Genomic DNA, 17,654 nt, shown 5'->3' with positions numbered 1-17,654 from the left:
GCCCAGGTAGCGTGGAGACGTGGCCGACCCGATCTTCGCAGAGCCTCGTCTGGCAGCGGTGTACGACCTCCTCGACTCCGATCGCAGCGATCTGGACGTATATGCCGCCATCGTGATCGACGAGCTCGGTGCCCGCAGCGTCGTCGATGTCGGCTGCGGCACGGGAACCTTCGCGCTCCTGCTCGCCGACCGCGGAGTGGACGTGACGGGCATCGACCCCGCCCGCGCATCCGTCGACGTCGCGCGCAGGAAGCACGGCGCACACCGCATCCGCTGGGTCGATGGTGACGCGACCGGGCTGCCCCCGATGCAAGCGGATGTCGCGACGATGACGGCGAACGTCGCGCAGGTCTTCGTCGACGACGGCGCCTGGACGTCGACGCTGCGGGCCATCCACGCTGCCCTCCGACCCGGCGGCCATCTCGTCTTCGAGGCGCGCCGACCCGAGGCGCGCGCCTGGGAGGAGTGGACGAAGGACGCGACCCGGCAGGTCGTGGACTGCGGCGAGATCGGACTCGTCGAGGAGTGGGTCGACGTCGTGTCGTTCGAGGATGACGTCGTCGAGTTCGAGTCGCCCACGATCTTCCACGCCGACGGCGCGCGATTCGAGTCGACATCGCGCTTGCGCTTCCGGTCGCGCGAGAGCATCGAAGCGGCGCTCACCGCGTGCGGATTCGTCGTGACGGATGTGCGCGACGCCCCCGATCGTCCCGGTCGAGAGTGGATCTATCTCGCGCAGCGACCCGAACACCCGGCCGCGCCGGGGGCCAGCTGAAGGCTCACCCGTCCAGCGCGATGCGCGTGATCCCCCAGGCGGACACCTCGACGAATCCGCGTCCACCGAGCTCGACATCGCGCGCGACGGCGTCTCCCTCTCCCTTCGCGGACCCGGCGCGGGACGCACCGAGCGTGACGAACGGCAGGGCGATGGATGCCGTCGAGTTGAGGATCACAAGCTCGCTGACCCCGTCGAGGTCGAGCTCGAGCTGACGCGGCTGGTACGCGGCTACCACGAGCGTAGAGCCACGGCGGGCGGAGACCACCGGGTAGCCCTCGCTGGGAAGGGCGACGCTGAGCTCGCCCCCGAGCAGCACGTCCCGCAGCGAGCGCCACTGGGTAAGCAGTTCCGCGGCACGGGCGCGGTGCGACTCGGGCAGCACATCCAACGGCATCGAGATCTGCGGCACCGAGAAGAACACGTTCAGCAGCTGCCGCGACACCGTCTCGACAGGAGCGGTCGGGTCCCACATCACGGGGTCGGCGTGCACCACCTGCGACATCGCGAGCAGCCGCAGGTTTATCGTCGAGCGACGGTTCTGGTCGGCATCCGCGGGGCAGTCGTTGGCGCGGATGACATCCGCGAACGGCGCGACCGCCGGCGAGATGTACGGCTGCCGGAACTCGATCAGCGAGCCGGGGCGCACCGCGTCGACGGCCTCGGCGATCTCGCGGAGCACGAGGGTCATCGCGTCGCCGACATCGGCGACGTCGCCGGTCGAGGGCGTCCCGGCGTAGACCATGACGTCGTTGAGGAAGTCGATCTTCAGCCCGTCCAGTGCGTAGTCCCGCATCAGGCGGCTGCACACGGCAACCAGGTGCGCGCGCACCTCGGGGTGGCGGGGGTCCAGCACCCACGTGCGCAGGTGCTCCACGTAGTGGTGCGCGAAGCGGGCGAGGTCGGCATACGCCTCGCTCTGCGTGCCGAGCAGGAACGGCGCGACCCACATCACCGTGCGCAGGCCCGCGGCCTCGAGCTCCGCCACGGTGCCGCGCAGATCGGGGAACTTCGCCGTATCCGGCACCCAGTCGCCGCATCCCGCATACCAGCGTCCGTCGCCGAACTTCTGCCAGCCGTCATCGAGGAATACCGACGCGCAGCCGATGGTGCGCGCGACAGCGGCGTTGCGCATGATGACGTCGTGCGAGATCTGCTGCGAGTAGGCATACCAGCTGGAGTAGACCGGTTCGAGGGCGATGCTGGAGACGGCCCGCCCGGCGATCCCGTCGTGCAGGATCGCCGAGAGCTCGCGCACCGCCCGGGCATAGGCGAGCTCCGTGTTCACGACGACCAGTCGCACGGTGGTGCGGGCGGTGGCAAGCCCCTCGCCGATCCCGAGGCGCACCACGAAGGTCTTCGCCTCCTCCGATGCACCGAATTCGAGCTCGCCCTCCTGCGTCACGCAGTCGAACGCGAACGCGAAGTGGGTCTGGCCGTCGGCGTCGCACAGCACGCCCAGCGGCGCTGAGCGGACGGCGCTGAAGCGCTGTCGCCCCTTCCAGTCGGCGGGCAGCGAATCGCCCGGGTCGAAGCAGGGATGCCAGAACGCGGCCGCGTTGCCCAGCGGCGCCTCGAGCACGATCTGGCCGCCGGGCACGATGCTCACCGTGACGATGTCGACGACGCCGGAGCGCTCGACGCTCTCGACGAGGCATCCGCCGCCCACCCCGAAGGAGATGCCGCGCGTGAGGGCCGTCCACTGGATGGAGCGGAGCTGGTGGTCTTCAAGTAGCACGGTGGTCCTTACTGCTTCACGGCGCCGGCCAGGATGCCCGCGACGAAGTGACGTTGGAGGAAGAGGAAGAGGATGAGCACCGGCAGCATCGAGAGCATCGTGCCCATCAGCAGCTGCCCGTAGTCGGTGGTGCCGATGCCCTGCAGCGAGGCGAGCGCGACGGGGACCGTGTAGGACTCCGGGGTGCGCAGCACCACGAGCGGGTAGACGAAGTCGTTCCACTGCGCGAGGAACAGGAAGATCGCCAGTGCCGCGATCGCGGGGCGGATCGTCGGCACCACGATGCCCGCGAAGACGCGGAACTCGTTCGCTCCGTCGATGCGTGCGGCCTGGATCATCTCGTCCGGGATCGCGTACATCGTCTGCCGCATCAGGAAGATCCCGAACGGCAGGGCGAGGTTCGGCAGGATGAGCGCCTGATAGCTGTCGAGCCACCCCAGCGTGACCATGATCTGGAACAGCGGCACGAGCGTCACCTGCGAGGGCAGCGCCAGCGTGACCAGCACCGCACCGAACAGGATTCCCTGGCCGCGGAAGCGGAACTTGGCGAACGCGTAGCCCGCCGCCGTGCAGACGATGAGCCCGAACAACGTGTACGTCGCCGACACGAAGATCGAGTTGAGCATCGCTCGGCCGAACAGGGTGTCTCGGAACAGCCCGACGAAGTTGTCGAAGAAGGCGTTGCCCGGCAGGAAATGCGGAGGCGTCGTGAAGATCTCGCTGGCGTCGTACGTCGTGGCGATCAGCAGCCAGTAGAACGGCAGGAGCATCAGCACGCCGCCGGCCGCGATGGCCGTCGTCAGGACGAGGGAGCGCCCGCGTCGCGGGGGCGCGACGATGTTGGTATCCGTCATCAGGACTTCTCCTTGAACAGGCGCAGCTGGATGAGCGAGATGACGCCGATGATGATGGTCAGGGCATAGCCGATCGCCGACGCATACCCGAAGTCGAAGTACTTGAAGCCGTTCTGGTACAGGTACATGCCGACGGTGAGGGTGGCGTTGTCCGGGCCGCCGTTGGTGAGCACGTACGGCTCGTCGAAGAGCTGCAGCGTCCCGATGGTCGAGAGGATGACGGTGAGCACGATCGCCGGCCGGAGGCCCGGCAGCGTGACGTGCCAGAAGCGCTGGAAGGCGTTGGCTCCGTCCACATGCGCGGCCTCGTAGAGTTCGCCGCCGATGGACTGCATCTGCGCGAGGTAGATGATGGCATTCTGACCGGTGTAGTGCCAGGTCATCGCGATGACGATGGAGACCTTCGCCCACATCGGGTCGCCGAGCCACGGGATCGGGTCGATGCCGACCAGACCGATCAGGTAGTTCACGAACCCGTCGTTCGTGCTCAGCAGGGCGCGGAACAGGATGCCGTAGGCGACCAGGCCCATCACGATCGGCACGAAGTAGGCCGTGCGCCAGAACGCACGCCACTTCAGGATCACCGCGTTGAACGCGACGGCGAGCAGGATGGCGAGGACGAGCATGATCGGCACCTGCACGAGCAGGATGATGCCGGTGTTGCCGAGCGCCGTGTAGAACAACGGGTCCTGCAGGAGCCGGATGTAGTTCGCCAACCCGGCGAACTCCACCTCTCCACCGACGTTCTTGGTGAGGCTCAACCAGAACGCCGAGATGTACGGATAGATCTTGAAGCCGACGAATAGCACGATCGTCGGCAGCAGAAACAGATAGGGGGTGATCCTCGGGTATCCGGCCGAGGATCGGCGGCGCCGGGGCGCCGAGGTCTTCTCGGGGCGCGTCGGCGCCGGGGTCGCTAGAAGGGTGTTCATCGCATCGCCTTTGCACGGGTGCGCCGGCCGATGGCCGGCGCACCCTGTTCGACTGCTACTGCCCGGCGATCGTCCGGCCGGTCTGCTGCGCGACCTGCTCCGCGGCCTTGTCGAGCTCGGTCTGCGGATCGGCACCGTTGAGCACCACGCGCGTCTGAGCGTCGACGTAGGCCTTGAGTGCCCGCGCATAGTCGCTCGTGTAGTTGACGACCGGCGTGTCCTGGTTGAGCTCGTCGATGAAGATCTGGTTCACCTCGGTGCCGCCGAAGTACTCGTTGGGGGCGACGAAGCCGGGAGACTCGAGCATCGGAGCGAACCCGGGGAACATGCCGCCGCCGTCGTAGACGAGCTGCTGCCCTTCCAGCGTGCCCAGCGCGAAGTCGATGAACGCCCACGCCGTGGCCTGGTTCTTGCTCGAGCTCGGCACGGAGAGGTAGGTACCGCCGTTCACGGCGCCGGTGAGGCCGCCGTCGGTGACCGCCTTGGGCGGGCTGACGTCCCACTTGCCGGCCATGTCGGGGGCCTCGTTCTCGATGACGCCGCTCAGCCATCCACCCGAGGACGCCGTTGCGACGTTCCGCTCGCCGCGCAGGGTGATCAGCAGGTTGTCCCAGCTTCCGGGAACGTCCTCGACGAGGCCGAGGTCGTTCGCCTTCTTGATGATCTCGAGGGCACGGACGCCCTCCTCGCCGTTCATGGTGATCTCACCGTCGGCGTTGAAGTAGAAGGCGCCCTGGAGGTTGATCAGCAGCTCGAAGAGTCCTGCGGAGTCTCCGACGGTGCCGGCCTTGTCCATCGTGAACAGGGATGCTCCGGTCTTCTCCTTGAGGATGACGCCCGCGTCGAGCAGCTCATCCCAGGTCGTGATCGAGGAGTAGTCGAGGCCGGCCTGCTCGAACAGATCCTTGCGGAAGAAGAATCCGGCGGCGTTGACCTCGTAGGGGATGCCGTAGACCTGGCCGTCGGCGCCCGATCCGCTCTTCCACGAACCGGCCGGGAACTCGGCGGCGAGCTCGTCCGCGCCGAAGTCGCGCAGGTCCACGAGCTGGTCGGGGAACTTCTCGGCGTAGTTGCCCATGTAGTCGATGCCGATGTTGAGCACGTCGGCGAGCCCGCTGCCTCCTGCGGCCATGCCCGTGGTGATCTTCTCCCAGATGGCCGGGTTGCCCACGTCCTGGACGTCGATCTCGACCCCGGGGTGCAGCTCCTGGAACGCGGGGATCGCGGCACGCAGGCCCTCGCCCGGCGCATTCCACGTCCACACCGTGATCTTGCCGCCGATCTCTCCGTCTGCCGCCGGCTCTTCCGCCTGTGCGGAGCAGCCCACCATCGCGGCCACAGTGGCCGCGGCGACCGCTGCGGTGGCGATCCGACGCCAGGGCTTCGTCTTCGTGAACATCATTGTTCGGTCCTTTCTTGGTGATCGCAGGGAGGCGATGCACCGACGATAACATGATCAAGGTATATATGCAGTAGTATTCTGCAAAATTGCAAGGGAGCAGTTCATGGAGCAGAATGTGGTCCACCTGACCGCCGCCGGAGTGAGTGTCGTCGTGGTCGCCGAGCCGGGAATGCTGCCCGTCATCGCCCATTGGGGCCGGGCACTGGGACCGCTGGACGAGGTGAGCCTGGCGCGCATCGCGGCCGACTTGCGCCCGCAGCGCGCCACGAGCGAGCCGGATGTGCCGCTCCCGATCGGCGTGCTCCCGGAGGCGAAGCAGGGGTGGATGGGCTTCCCCGGCATCTCCGGGCACCGCCACGGGCGCGGTTCGTTCGCCGATGTCTGCGACGTCGCGTACGAAGTCGACAGCGACGCCGAGACCGGCGGTCACCTCGTGGCGCGCGGCGTCGATGTCTCCGGCCTCCTATCGGTGACCGTCGAGCTCGAGCTCCTGCCGAGCGGGCTGCTGCGCACCCGCGCCACCGTGCGCAACGACGGCGACGACGATTACAGCCTCGAGGCCGTCGACCTGGCACTCCCCCTCGCCGGCCGGGCGACCGAGCTGCTCGACTTCTCCGGCCGCCACAACGGCGAGCGCCGGCCGCAGCGGCATCCGCTCGTGGACGGCACCCACCTGCGCGAGAACCGCCGCGGACGTACGGGCCCGGATGCCGCGACCTTGCTCGTCGCCGGGGTCCCCGGCTTCGACTTCGACCGCGGAGAGGTGTGGGCCGTCCACCTCGCGTGGTCAGGCAATCAGCGGGTGTGGGCGGAGCGCACGAACGGCGGCCGCAGCTTCCTCGGCGCCGGAGAGCTGCTGCACGCCGGCGAGATCGCCCTCCGGCCAGGAGCGGACTACACGAGCCCGTGGCTGTACGGCGCCCACGGCGACGGCCTGGATGCGGCATCCGCTCGTATCCACACCATGCTGCGCGCACGCCCCGCCCATCCGCCGGTCGGACGGCCGATCACCCTCAACACGTGGGAGGCGGTCTATTTCGACCACACCCTGGCGCCACTGATCGACCTCGCCGATCTCGCACAGCAGGTCGGGGTCGAGCGCTTCGTGCTGGATGACGGCTGGTTCCTCGGTCGTCGTCACGATCGTGCGGGGCTGGGCGACTGGCTCGTCGACGAGGATGTCTGGCCGGACGGGCTCGCCCCGCTCGTCGAGCACGTGCGCGACCTCGGCATGCAGTTCGGGATCTGGTTCGAGCCCGAGATGGTCAATCCCGATTCCGAGCTCGCGCGCGCCCACCCGGACTGGATCCTCTCCCCCGTGCACCGCGATGCCCCGCTGGCCAGGCAGCAGCTGGTGCTCAACGTCGCGCACCCGGACGCCTTCGCTTCGCTGCGCGATCGGATCGTCTCGCTGGTGACCGAGCACCGGATCGACTACATCAAGTGGGACCACAACCGCGATCTGCTCGAGCCCGTCGACCGCCGCGACGGCATCGCCGGGGTGCACCGGCAGACGCTGGCGACCTACCGACTGATCGATGAGATCCGGGCGGCGTGCCCGTGGCTGGAGATCGAGTCCTGCTCGGCCGGCGGCGGACGCATCGACCTGGGCATCGTCGAGCGCGTCGACCGGTTCTGGACCTCGGACTCGAACGATCCGCTGGAGCGCCAGCGCATCCAGCGCTGGACCAGCCTGCTGATGCCGCCCGAGCTTCTCGGGTCGCACGTCGGCGCGGCGCGAGCGCACGTCACCGGCCGCCACAGCTCCCTCACCTTCCGCGCCGTCACGGCGCTGGTGGGCAGCTTCGGCATCGAGTGGGACCTCCGCGAGGCGTCGGAGGCCGAGCTGTCCGAGCTCACCGGATGGATCCGCGAGGTGAAACGGCTGGCTCCGCTGATCGAGCGGGGCACGCTGCACCGGCTGGAGACGGAGCACGCCCACATCGCGCAGAGCATCGTGTCCGCCGAAGCGGACCACGCCGTCGTGACGATCGCGGCCATCGACTCGCCGCCGCACATCCCCGGCCCGGCACTGCGCCTGGCCGGCCTCGCGCCCGACCGCCTGTACCGCGTCGTGCGGGTCGGGGTCGAGGGCGCCGCAGACCCGACGATCACCCGCTCCCAGCCGGCCTGGTGGGGTGAGGAGTTCCGCTGCCTCGGCTCGGTCCTGATGGGGATCGGCCTGCCGATGCCCACTCTTCGCCCGCAGGAGGCCGCCCTGGTCGAGGTGACCGCGGAGTGAGCGGCATCCGGGTCGAGTCCGACAACCGCGAGCTCGAGCAGATGTTCCGGTGGGCCGCCCGCACAGCGGCTCTCGCCGTCGTGGGCGACGGCGAGAGCGGCCCCCTCGATGTCTCGGAGCGTCACCGTGGGCCGTACCGCCACGCTCCATATCGCGCGAGCTATCGGGCCGGGTACGCGCATCGCAGCGGGTACTACCTCCGCGATTTCGCCCACCAGGCGCTCGGCGCGCAGCTGCTCGGCTGGCAGCGGCACAATGCGGGCATGCTCGCGGCGCTGCTGGCGACGGCCACCCCGGAGCACGGCGGGTGGCCGGTCTGGGCGCTCAACTTCGACGGCGAGACGCCACTCGCGATCGACTATCGCGGGCCGACCGAGTTCGTCCGCGAGGTGCCGGCGATATTCGAGATGGTCGAGCTCATCCACACGCTGTACCGGTGGACCGGCGACCCCGCGCTGCTGGAGCACCGCGACTTCTGGCGCCACACGCTGGGCCCCTTCGTCGCGGCGAATGACCGTCACCGGCCCAACGGCGTGGTCGAGGGCAGCGGCCTGGGCATCTTCGAGGGCGCCGCGAGCTACAACGAGCACCCCACCGCGCGGTTCCGCGAGGCCGGTGACGGGTTCGCCGCCCAGTACGCGGCGACGCGTCATGCCGCCGCACTGGAGCGCGCCGACGGCGACCCCGTTGCGGCGGAGGACTACGACCGCATCGCCGACGGTCTCGCCGCGTACTTCCGCGACACCTGGAGTCGCGCCGTAGGCACGGATGACGTGGTCACCGGCTGGACCGTCGACGGCGACCCCGTCACGACCTGGGGGCGCGAGACGACGTGGTTCATGCCGCTCAAGGGGCTGAGCGACGGCGACCCGCGGGAGCACCGCCTGCTCGACGACATCGACCGGCTGTGCGCCGACCCCGCGGGCGCGCCCGCGAACATCGAAGCCCTGACCTACGTGCCGGATCTGTACCTGCGCCACGGCGATGCCGACACCGCGTGGCGGTGGATGCAGCGCATCTATGCACTCCGCGACGAGCCGCACGACGTGCCCGAGCAGGGCCGGAACGGCACCTATCCCGAAGTCTCGTTCACCCTCGTCGGCCAGATCGCCGCCGGCTTCCTCGGGCTGCGGCCCGACGCCGCGCGCGGCACCATGACCACGCGACCGGCTCTTCCCGCCGGGGTCTCGCGGCTTGCGGCCTTCGACATCCCGTTCGGAGACGGCACGATCGATGTCGGCGCGGATGCGGGTGCACTGTGGCTCCGCAACGGCACCACCGAGCCGCTGCGGTGGCAGATCGTGACGGATGCCGATCCCGGCTTCCGCGATCCGCACCTCGACGGCGACGGCACCGGGGCTACGCTCACCGTCGCGCCGGGCGAGCGCCGGGCGCTGCCTGCCGCGTAGTGCAGCGGCCTCGTCAGCTCGGGCGCACCGGCGCCGTCGACTGCCGGGCGTGGAACGTCGGCTCCATCAGGATCTCGTCGGTGCGCACCGGGCGGTTCTGGACCATCGTGACCAGCGTCCGTGCGCACGCCTGCGCGAGGTGCTCCACCGGCTGCGCGACGCTGGTCAACGGCGGGTCGGTGAACTCGAGGATGAACGAGTCGTTGTAGCCGATGACGGAGACGTCCTCGGGGACGCGGAGGCCGCGCCGGGTGATCGCCCGGATGGCGCCGAGCGCCATCTCGTCGCTCGAGGCGACGATCGCCGTGACGTCCAGGTCCAGCAGCACATCGGCGGCATAGCGCCCGCCGTCGACGCTGTAGTGGTAGCGCACGACAAGGTCTTCGGCGCCTTCGATGCCGCGCGCATCCATCGAATTCAGGAAGCCCTCGACCCTGCGGTCGGCGGGCGTGTTGCCGAGCGGGCCCGCAGACATCCCGATGCGGCGGTGGCCGAGGTCGTACAGGTGGTCGACGGCCAGCTCGGCGGCTCGCCAGTCGTCGGTCGAGACCACCGGAGCCCCGCCTTCGGGGAAGCCGCCGTTGACGCACAGGTAGGGCACGCCGCGGGATTCGAGGAGTGCCCGCGCCGAGTCATCCGAATGCTGGAGTGTGTTGCTCGAAGACAGGAAGACGGCCGCCGCGATGCCCGTGTCGACGAACGCCTCGACGTAGTCGCGTTCGTAGACCGAGCCGGGGAGCACGGGACCGATCACGGCCCGCAGGCCGTGCGGGCTCAGCTCGCTCTCGATGGCGTTGCACATCTCGCCGAAGAACGGGGTCTTCAGGCCGGGCACGAGGATGAGCACGATCTCGCCCTTGCGGGTGCGCTCGTAGCCGATCTGCCGCAGCGCCTCCTCGACCTGCTCCCGCGTGGTCGGCGAGACCCCGTACTTGCGGTTGAGCACCCGGCTGACGGTCGCCTCGCTCACTCCGGCGAGCGCCGCCACCTCGGAGAGCTTGACCGACCCGGCAGGCGAGCGCGTCTTCTTCCCGGCGCGCGGCGCACCGCTCGCGGGCAGCGGGGAGACGGTGGCATCGGTCATGGGTTCATTCTGGACGACAAACGCCCGGATACGGGCGAACCGGGGATCAGGATGCGGGCGGGTAGACCTGGACGGTGCGTTCTTCGTGCGCCACCGGGCGCAGAGCCAGGATGATCGCTGACACGCCCAGCCCCGCGACGGATACGAACCGGGCCAGGGCGGCGAAGGAGAAGGCGACGGTGAGGAGCTGGGATCCGCCGATCGCCGCGGCGGCGTAACTGAAGCCGTAGACGATCACCTCAGGGACCACCACGAGGGCGAGCGCGATGAGCGGCAGCCAGCGCGCCACGCCGGGCACGACTCCTGCGCGCGCGATCTGTACGACCGCGATGATCGCAGCGGCCAGCTGCACGAACAGGCTCACGTTGCTGAGGATGATCAAGGGTTCGGACACCGACGCGATCGGCGGGATCAGCACCCACATCACGCGCATCACCAACGGCCAGAGTCCCAGCACGAGGAGCGCGGTCACACCCAGCGGGCGTCGCCCGACGACGCTGCCTCCGCCGACGAGCCCGAACGCGAACACGACCATGGCGGCAGCGAACAGGAGGTCGGCGGCGATGCCGACGCCGAGGGTCCAGCCCCCTGCGCCGAACAGCATCGACAACGCCGATTCCAGGAGCGCGGTGGCGATCAGCAGCGAGCCGCCGACCAGCCACGCCGTGCGCGGCGACCGGGTCTTCGTCGACCCGATCTGCGTCGAGGGGTGCGTCATGCCGACAGCGTATCCAGCGAAATCGCCTACAGCCCCTGCCAGGCGGGCTTGTTGTCGAACGTGTAGCGGTAGTAGTCCGCCAGGCGCAGGTCGGCGGCCGCGGCTTCGTCGACCACGATCGTCGCGTGCGGGTGCAGCTGGATCGCCGACCCCGGCAGCGACGCGGTCACGGGACCCTCGACCGCTCCGGCGACCGCAGCGGCCTTGCCGGCACCGAAAGCGAGAAGCACCAGGTGCCGCGCACGCAGGATCGTGCCGAGACCCTGGGTGATGCAGTGCATCGGCACGTCGTCGACCGAGTCGAAGAACCGCGCGTTGTCGGCCCGGGTCTGCTGCGTGAGGGTCTTGACCCGCGTCAGCGAGGCGAAGGAAGAGCCGGGCTCGTTGAACCCGATGTGGCCGTCGGTGCCGATGCCGAGGATCTGCAGATCGACGCCTCCGGCATCCCGGATCGCCCGCTCGTAGTCCTCACCGGCGTGCTCGATGCCGGCGAGGGAGCCGTCCGGCACGCGTACCTGCGCCGGGTTCAGGCCGAGGGGCTCGACCACCTCGCGCGTGATGACGGAGCGGTAGCTCTCGGGGTGGCTCGGATCGATGCCGACGTATTCGTCCAGCGCGAAGCCGCGCACGCCCGACAGATCCAGGTCGCCGACCTGCGCCCGGAGCGCCTCGTACACGGGCAGCGGGGTCGATCCCGTCGCGAGGCCGAGCACGGACTCGCGGTTGCGTCGGATCAGTGCGACGATCTCGGCAGCGACGAGCACTCCGGCGGCAGCGGCGGACGGGACGATGACGACTTCAGCCATGGGCGAGGGCCTCCTCGGGGTCGCGGGCGGCGCCGATGAGCGCCGCGCCGAGCGCCGCCGCAGGGGATCCCACGGGAAGAAGCTCGACACGTCCATCCAACCGCAGTGAGCGCATGAACGGGGACGCCGCGGCGCTGGCCGCGAGTTCGGCTGCGACATCCGCCATCAGGCGATCGGCGAGCGCCGTGATCCCCCCGCCGAGCACGACGGTGTCGACGTCGGCGGTCAGCACGAGCACGCGCACCGCCGCGGCCACCCCGCTCGCGAGTCCGTCACGCAGGATGCGGGCCTGGGCGTCACCGGCATCGGCGGCGTCGAACACATCGCGCACCGGAAGCGCCCCGGCGCGGGCCCACCGCTCGGCGATGGCACCACCGCCCGCGAGTGCCTCGATGCACCCGTGCTGCCCGCAGCGGCACAGCGGCCCGTTCGGATCGACCGAGATGTGTCCGACCTCGCCGGCGGTGCCGAACGCACCGCGCCACAGCTGACCGTTCATGACGATGCCCGCGGCGACGCCGGTGCCGAGGTTGAGGTACGCCATCGACGTCGCCCCGCTGTGCAGCGCGTACGCGCCCAGCGCCGCGGCCTTCACGTCGTTCTCGACGCGCACCGGGACCCCGAGCTCGGGCTCGACCGCCGCAGCGAGGTCCAGTTCGTCGACGCCGAGGTTGACGGCGTGCACGACCCGCGTCGTGCCCGGTTCGACCTGGCCGGGCATGCCGACCCCGATCGAGCCGATCGTGGAGCGCTCGATGCCGATGCTGTCCGCCAGGGCGGTCACCGCATCCACGACGGTCCGTGCGACCGCATCAGGCCCCCACCCGGTGGCGAGGCGCACGCGGCCGGCGATCTGTCCGTCATCGCGCACCGCGACGGCGTCGGTCTTGGTTCCACCGACGTCGAGTCCGACCTTCATCGGCCGACCTCCCTGCGGAAGGCGGCAGCAGTGCTGACGCGCATCAGCCCTTGACCGCCCCGGCGACGAGTCCACCGGTCATACGACCCTGGACGATGAGGAAGAAGATCACGACGGGGATGGCGATAAGCGTGGACCCGGCCATGACGGCACCCCAGTTGGTGGCCTCGGTGGCCGACTGGAACGAGTTGAGCCAGGTCGGCAGGGTCAGGCTGTAGCCCTTCATGAGCAGCAGCGCCATCGTGAACTCGTTCCACGATTGGATGAAGGCGAAGATGCCGGTGGCGACCAGGCCCGGTGCGAGCAGCGGGAACGTGACCTTCCAGAACGCCTGGTTCTTGGTGCACCCGTCGATCATGGCGGCCTCTTCGAGGTCGGCCGGAACACCGGCGACGAATCCGCGCAGGGTCCAGATCGTGAACGGCACCACCATGGCGACGTAGACGATGCCGAGCCCGACCATGGTGTTCATCAGGTGCCAGTCGTCGATCATCCCGTAGATCGTGAACATCATCGCCTCGCCCGGGACCATCTGCACGATGAGCACCGCGACGATGAAGCCGCGACGGCCACGGAAGTGGAAGCGGGCCACGGCGACCGACGCCAGGAACGCGAACAGCAGCGTGAACAGGATGACGCCGATGGTGACGATGGTCGATGTCATCAGCGCGTGCGGGAAGTCGGTCTGGCCGGGCGCGGCCTCACGGGTCCATGCCGTCACGTAGTTCTGCCACGTGAACTCGAGCGGGATCAGGCTGGGTGACCGGCTGATGATGCGCGGGCCGGGGGTGAACGACATGTTCACCATCCAGTAGACCGGGAAGACGCTGCACACCACCACGACGAAGGCCGCGATGTTCAGGAGCGTCCGGGTGCCGACGCGGCGCGCCGACGGGCGGCGAGCGCGGATCGAGCCCTGCTTCGTGGCGCGCGGCTCGATGGCCTCGACGCCGATGGTCCCGAGCTGGGTCCCGGGGGTGACCTGGGTGCTCACAGCTCCTCCTCCTTCAGGGTGGAACGGATGTAGCCCCACGAGAGCGACATCAGCAGAATGACCATGACCACGCCGATGGCGGCGGTGACGCCGAATTCACCGACGCCTTGCCGGAACAGGTACGTGCCCAGCACGTTGGTCTCGGATGCGATGCCGCCCCTGCTCTGCAGGGCGTACACCTGGGTGAAGATGCGCAGGTTCCAGATGATCTGGAGGATCAGCACGACGGTCATCACGCTGCGCAGGTACGGGAAGACGATGAAGCGGAAGCGCTTGAGTCCGGTCGCCCCGTCGATGGAGGATGCCTCGAGCACCTCTCCGGGAACCTGTCCGAGGGCCGCGTACGTGGTGAAGGCGACGAACGGCACCGACTGCCACACGATGATGATCGTCAGCACGAAGTAGAACGACCACGGGTCGATCAGCCAGGAGTGGTTGGTCCAGTCGGTGGTCCCGGTGATCGTGTTGAGCAGGTAGTTCACCAGGCCGTACTGGGTGTCGAAGATCCATCCCCAGACGACGGTGGCCGACAGGGGCGGCATCGCCCAAGCCAGCAGCAGGCCGACCGAGACCGAGATGCGCCAGGCGCGCGACAGGCGCGTCATCAGGACTGCGATCAGGGTGCCGAACAGCATGATGAGCACGGTCAGCACGACCATGAGCCCGAGGCTGCGCATCAGCACGGCGGGGAAATCGGACTGCGAGAAGATCTCGATGTAGTTGGCGAGGCCCACGAAGTTGGGCAGGGTGCCCTGCACCTTGTTCTTGATCTCGTAGTCGGTGAACGACTGGATGACCATGAGTACGGCCGGGTATCCGACCATGACGGCCAGGATGATCACGGACGGGGCGAGCAGGGTCCAGGCGCTGCGGTTGTTGCGGCGGCGCTTGACGGCTTCGCGCAGGAACGGGTCGGCGTACGGCATGCCGTTCGCGGCCTTGTCGGTGCGCTTTCGCGTGGTGGTGGGGGCGCTCATCTCGCCTCCTCTCTGCTGATGGGAGATGTGTGGAATTCAGGGGATGCCGAGCGCGGGCACGCGAAGTCGCGGTGCGGCTGGCGGGCGCGGTCGATCGACCGGCGCATCCGGCCTCCGGGACAAGCGCAGCGTGGGCGTCGCGGCATCCTGAGCCTGTCCGAGAGATCGGAGCGGGGGAAGGGGGTCCCGAGCGGGCTCGGGACCCCCTGTCCTGCTACTTGTTGAGGATCGCTTCGATCTGCTTGTCCAGATCGGTGGCGATCGCCTTGACGTCGCCGCCCTGGGCGATCTTGACGAGCGCGTCCGGGATGAGGAGGGCCTTCTCGACCTCGCTCCAGTTGGGGCTCATCGGGGTGAACTTCGAGTTCGCGAGCGCGGTGGCCTGCGCCTGCGTGATCGGGTCCTGCGGGAGGAACTCCGCGGCCGAGATGATTCCCGGGGTCAGTCCACCCTCAGCCAGGAGCTGCTGGTAGCCCTCGGAGAGGAGGATCGTCAGCGCGGCCTTGGCCTGCTCGGGGTTGGCGCTCTTGGCGGCGACCGCGATGTTGGAGCCACCGGCGAAGATGGGAGCGGTTTCGCCCGCCTTCAGACCGGGCAGCGGGAACGCGGCGAGGTCCTTGCCGTAGGTGTCGGGGCAGCCCGGAGCCTTGGCGTCGTCCGCCGGAGCCAGGATCGACCACTTCACCCAGCCGGGAGCCGAGAGGTACCCGACCTCGCCGGCGCAGAACGGCACCTGCGGGTTGGCCTCGTCACCGTCGGCCGGCGCGTTCGTGGCCTTCAGGTAGACCTCCTGCAGCTGCGAGAGACCGGCGACGCTGTCGTCGCTGGAGAACTGCGCGTCCCAGGTGTCGCCGTCCTTGACCGCGATCTCGCCGCCGTGTGCCCAGACGTAGGGAAGGGCGTTGTACCAGTCCTTGCCCGGGGCGTAGATGCCCGAGACCGTGTCGGTCTTCATCGCGATGCCGTTGGCGACGTACTCGTCCAGCGTGGTCGGCACTGCGTCGGTCACGATCTGGGGCGTGTAGAAGACGATGCGTCCACCCGCGTAGTAGGGCGCGGCGTAGAAGTCGCCGTCGTAGGTGCCCGCGTCCACGAGGCCGGGGAGCAGGTCGTCGCCGCCGAGGTCGGCCTTCATGTCGGTGATGTCGGCGAACAGACCCTGGTCGATGAAGCCGAGCGCCTGCGTGTTGCCGACCTCGACGACGTCCGGGGAGTCGCTGGAGGACAGCGCAGCCACGTACGTCTCGTTGGTGTCAGCCCAGGTCTTCTCCTCGACGGTGAGGGTCCATCCCTTGTTCTCCGATTCGAACGTCGACTTCAGGTATTCGCGAGCTGTGTCCGGGGTATCGGTACCGACCAGCCAGACAGTGATGTTGCCGCCGTCAGCCGCGTCGCTGGGCGTGCCACCGGTACCACCGGCGCACCCCGCGAGCACGACAGCCGAGGCGCCCAGGAGGGCGAAGGCTCCGAGCTTCTTGTTCATGGTGTCTTCCTTCGATGTTTCTTGGTGTTCGGGTGGACCGGGTGGCCCATCCAGGGGGGTATTGCTTCCGGGTCGCCCCGGAGGGAAGGGGCGTCTAGGACACCCCGAGTTGTCCGGAGAGGACCATGACGGCCGCGCCGCGCAGGACGATGTCCTGGCCTTGCTCCGTCATCCGCACCGTCACGCCATCGTGGAACTGGGCGAGAGTTCGGGTGCGGAGGGTCTCGACAGCCTGCTCCGCAAAGGGGCCGTCGAGAAGCTCAGGAGGGCCGGAGAGGACGATCTCCGACAGGTCGAGCGCGCCGACCACGGGGGCCAGAGCGATGCCGAGGCGCTCCCCCGCGTCGCGCAGGATGCCTTCGCGCGCGGCGTCCCCGGATGCCGCAGCCAGCCGGGCAGACAGTGCCGGGACCGCGAGCCAGGCTTCGAGGCATCCGACCTTGCCGCAGCCGCAGACCGGGCCGCCGTCGGTGCCGACGGTGACGTGGCCGATCTCGCCCGCGGCGAAGCGTCCGCCGCGCATGGGCTGACCGGAGGCGAGCAGTCCGGAGCCGACACCGCGGCCGACCTTGACGAGCAGGACATCTTCGCCCGCGCCGCCGAAGGTATATTCGGCCAGGACCGCGGCGTTCGCGTCGTTGGCGACCAGCACGGGCAGACCGAGGGCGTCGTGCAGCGCGCTCTCCATGTCGAAGCCGGCCCAGCCGAAGTTCGGAGCCACGAGGATGACGCCGTGGTCGTTGACGACACCGGGGGTGCCGACGCCGATTCCGAGGACGGGTGCGTGTGCCTCGCCGACGAGTTCACGAGCGAGCGCGACGACCGCCGCCACCACGTCATCCGTGGGCACCGGGATCTCGCGGCGCACGACGATGTCGCCGTCGAGGGTGAGGACCGCGCCGATGAACGCGTCGCTGCCGGACAGGTCGATGCCGACGATGCGGTGGCCGTCGCGGTCGAGGTCGACCAGGATCGCGGGCTTGCCGGGGCCGGACGCCTCACGCACACCCATCTCGGCGACGAAGCCGTCGGAGATGAGCTCGGCGACGAGGTCGGAGATCGTGACGCGGGTCAGCCCCGTCTCGCGCGACAGGTCTGCGCGGCTCATCGCGCCCTGGTGGAACAGGGTCTGCAGCACGAGCGACCGGTTGTGGCCGCGAGCGTGCTCCGGCAGGACCTTGCCACCCTGACGCAGCGCGCGCCCCGGGCCGAAGGTGCGGCCATTCGAGGGGTGCGGCGTTTCAAGAGTGGAAGAGCCGCGATGCGCTTCCGATGCAGACATGTTTGTTAGTAGACCTTACGAACAAACAATCCGCAACCG

At 69.0% G+C, this 17,654-nt stretch carries 15 protein-coding genes; 3 read left to right on the top strand and 12 right to left on the bottom strand.

Annotated elements, in window-relative coordinates; genetic code table 11:
• Window positions 1-19: 19 nt before the first annotated feature.
• The gene (locus ASD65_RS16545; protein WP_056225224.1) at window positions 20-775 is read left to right on the top strand and encodes a class I SAM-dependent methyltransferase; all 756 of its coding nucleotides are present in this window, start codon (window positions 20-22) and stop codon (window positions 773-775) included.
• Between the two features lie 4 nt (window positions 776-779).
• Here ASD65_RS16545 and ASD65_RS16540 read toward each other — a convergent pair whose 3' ends face one another.
• The 4 genes from ASD65_RS16540 to ASD65_RS16525 are packed head-to-tail and all read right to left on the bottom strand — an operon-like array spanning window position 780 to window position 5,701.
• Window positions 780-2,513 (bottom strand): glycoside hydrolase family 36 protein, encoded by a 1,734-nt coding sequence (locus tag ASD65_RS16540; protein WP_056225222.1) that lies wholly within the window; start codon window positions 2,511-2,513, stop codon window positions 780-782.
• 8 nt (window positions 2,514-2,521) lie between these two features.
• Window positions 2,522-3,367, bottom strand: coding sequence for a carbohydrate ABC transporter permease (locus ASD65_RS16535; RefSeq protein ID WP_056225219.1), 846 nt, complete (start codon window positions 3,365-3,367; stop codon window positions 2,522-2,524).
• The gene (locus ASD65_RS16530) at window positions 3,367-4,299 is read right to left on the bottom strand and encodes a carbohydrate ABC transporter permease (RefSeq protein ID WP_056225217.1); all 933 of its coding nucleotides are present in this window, start codon (window positions 4,297-4,299) and stop codon (window positions 3,367-3,369) included. Before ASD65_RS16530 ends, ASD65_RS16535 begins: the two co-directional genes overlap by 1 nt.
• 55 nt (window positions 4,300-4,354) lie before the next feature.
• Window positions 4,355-5,701: an ABC transporter substrate-binding protein gene (locus ASD65_RS16525; protein WP_056225214.1), complete on the bottom strand. Its 1,347-nt coding sequence runs from the start codon at window positions 5,699-5,701 to the stop codon at window positions 4,355-4,357.
• A gap of 103 nt (window positions 5,702-5,804) precedes the next feature.
• On the opposite strand from ASD65_RS16525, the gene ASD65_RS16520 reads away from it, so the two are divergent.
• Window positions 5,805-7,943 carry an alpha-galactosidase gene (locus tag ASD65_RS16520; protein ID WP_056225211.1) on the top strand — a complete coding sequence of 713 codons (2,139 nt, stop codon included), beginning with the start codon at window positions 5,805-5,807 and terminating at the stop codon, window positions 7,941-7,943.
• On the top strand, window positions 7,940-9,352 hold the full coding sequence (locus tag ASD65_RS16515) for a hypothetical protein (RefSeq protein ID WP_056225208.1): 1,413 nt from the start codon (window positions 7,940-7,942) through the stop codon (window positions 9,350-9,352). The genes ASD65_RS16520 and ASD65_RS16515 overlap by 4 nt, the downstream gene beginning before the upstream one ends.
• A gap of 13 nt (window positions 9,353-9,365) precedes the next feature.
• On the opposite strand, the gene ASD65_RS16510 is transcribed toward ASD65_RS16515, so the two are convergent.
• The 8 genes from ASD65_RS16510 to ASD65_RS16475 form a co-directional block, all read right to left on the bottom strand.
• Window positions 9,366-10,436: a LacI family DNA-binding transcriptional regulator gene (locus tag ASD65_RS16510; RefSeq protein ID WP_082561953.1), complete on the bottom strand. Its 1,071-nt coding sequence runs from the start codon at window positions 10,434-10,436 to the stop codon at window positions 9,366-9,368.
• Window positions 10,437-10,482: 46 nt separating this feature from the next.
• On the bottom strand, window positions 10,483-11,154 hold the full coding sequence (locus ASD65_RS16505) for a hypothetical protein (protein ID WP_056225205.1): 672 nt from the start codon (window positions 11,152-11,154) through the stop codon (window positions 10,483-10,485).
• Between the two features lie 26 nt (window positions 11,155-11,180).
• The gene (locus tag ASD65_RS16500) at window positions 11,181-11,960 is read right to left on the bottom strand and encodes a glucosamine-6-phosphate deaminase (protein ID WP_056225202.1); all 780 of its coding nucleotides are present in this window, start codon (window positions 11,958-11,960) and stop codon (window positions 11,181-11,183) included.
• Window positions 11,953-12,879: an ROK family protein gene (locus tag ASD65_RS16495; protein ID WP_056225199.1), complete on the bottom strand. Its 927-nt coding sequence runs from the start codon at window positions 12,877-12,879 to the stop codon at window positions 11,953-11,955. Before ASD65_RS16495 ends, ASD65_RS16500 begins: the two co-directional genes overlap by 8 nt.
• A gap of 43 nt (window positions 12,880-12,922) precedes the next feature.
• Window positions 12,923-13,873, bottom strand: coding sequence for a carbohydrate ABC transporter permease (locus ASD65_RS16490; RefSeq protein WP_082561952.1), 951 nt, complete (start codon window positions 13,871-13,873; stop codon window positions 12,923-12,925).
• Window positions 13,870-14,850 carry a carbohydrate ABC transporter permease gene (locus ASD65_RS16485; protein ID WP_235566817.1) on the bottom strand — a complete coding sequence of 327 codons (981 nt, stop codon included), beginning with the start codon at window positions 14,848-14,850 and terminating at the stop codon, window positions 13,870-13,872. Before ASD65_RS16485 ends, ASD65_RS16490 begins: the two co-directional genes overlap by 4 nt.
• 214 nt (window positions 14,851-15,064) lie before the next feature.
• On the bottom strand, window positions 15,065-16,333 hold the full coding sequence (locus ASD65_RS16480; protein ID WP_056225195.1) for an extracellular solute-binding protein: 1,269 nt from the start codon (window positions 16,331-16,333) through the stop codon (window positions 15,065-15,067).
• Between the two features lie 94 nt (window positions 16,334-16,427).
• The gene (locus ASD65_RS16475) at window positions 16,428-17,615 is read right to left on the bottom strand and encodes an ROK family transcriptional regulator (RefSeq protein WP_056225192.1); all 1,188 of its coding nucleotides are present in this window, start codon (window positions 17,613-17,615) and stop codon (window positions 16,428-16,430) included.
• Window positions 17,616-17,654: the final 39 nt, after the last annotated feature.

The organism is Microbacterium sp. Root61 (assembly GCF_001427525.1).
In the GTDB taxonomy this organism is placed as follows: Bacteria; Actinomycetota; Actinomycetes; order Actinomycetales; family Microbacteriaceae; genus Microbacterium.
The sequence above is the reverse complement of the archived record's forward strand: the minus strand, read 5'-3'. Positions and strand labels throughout refer to the sequence as shown.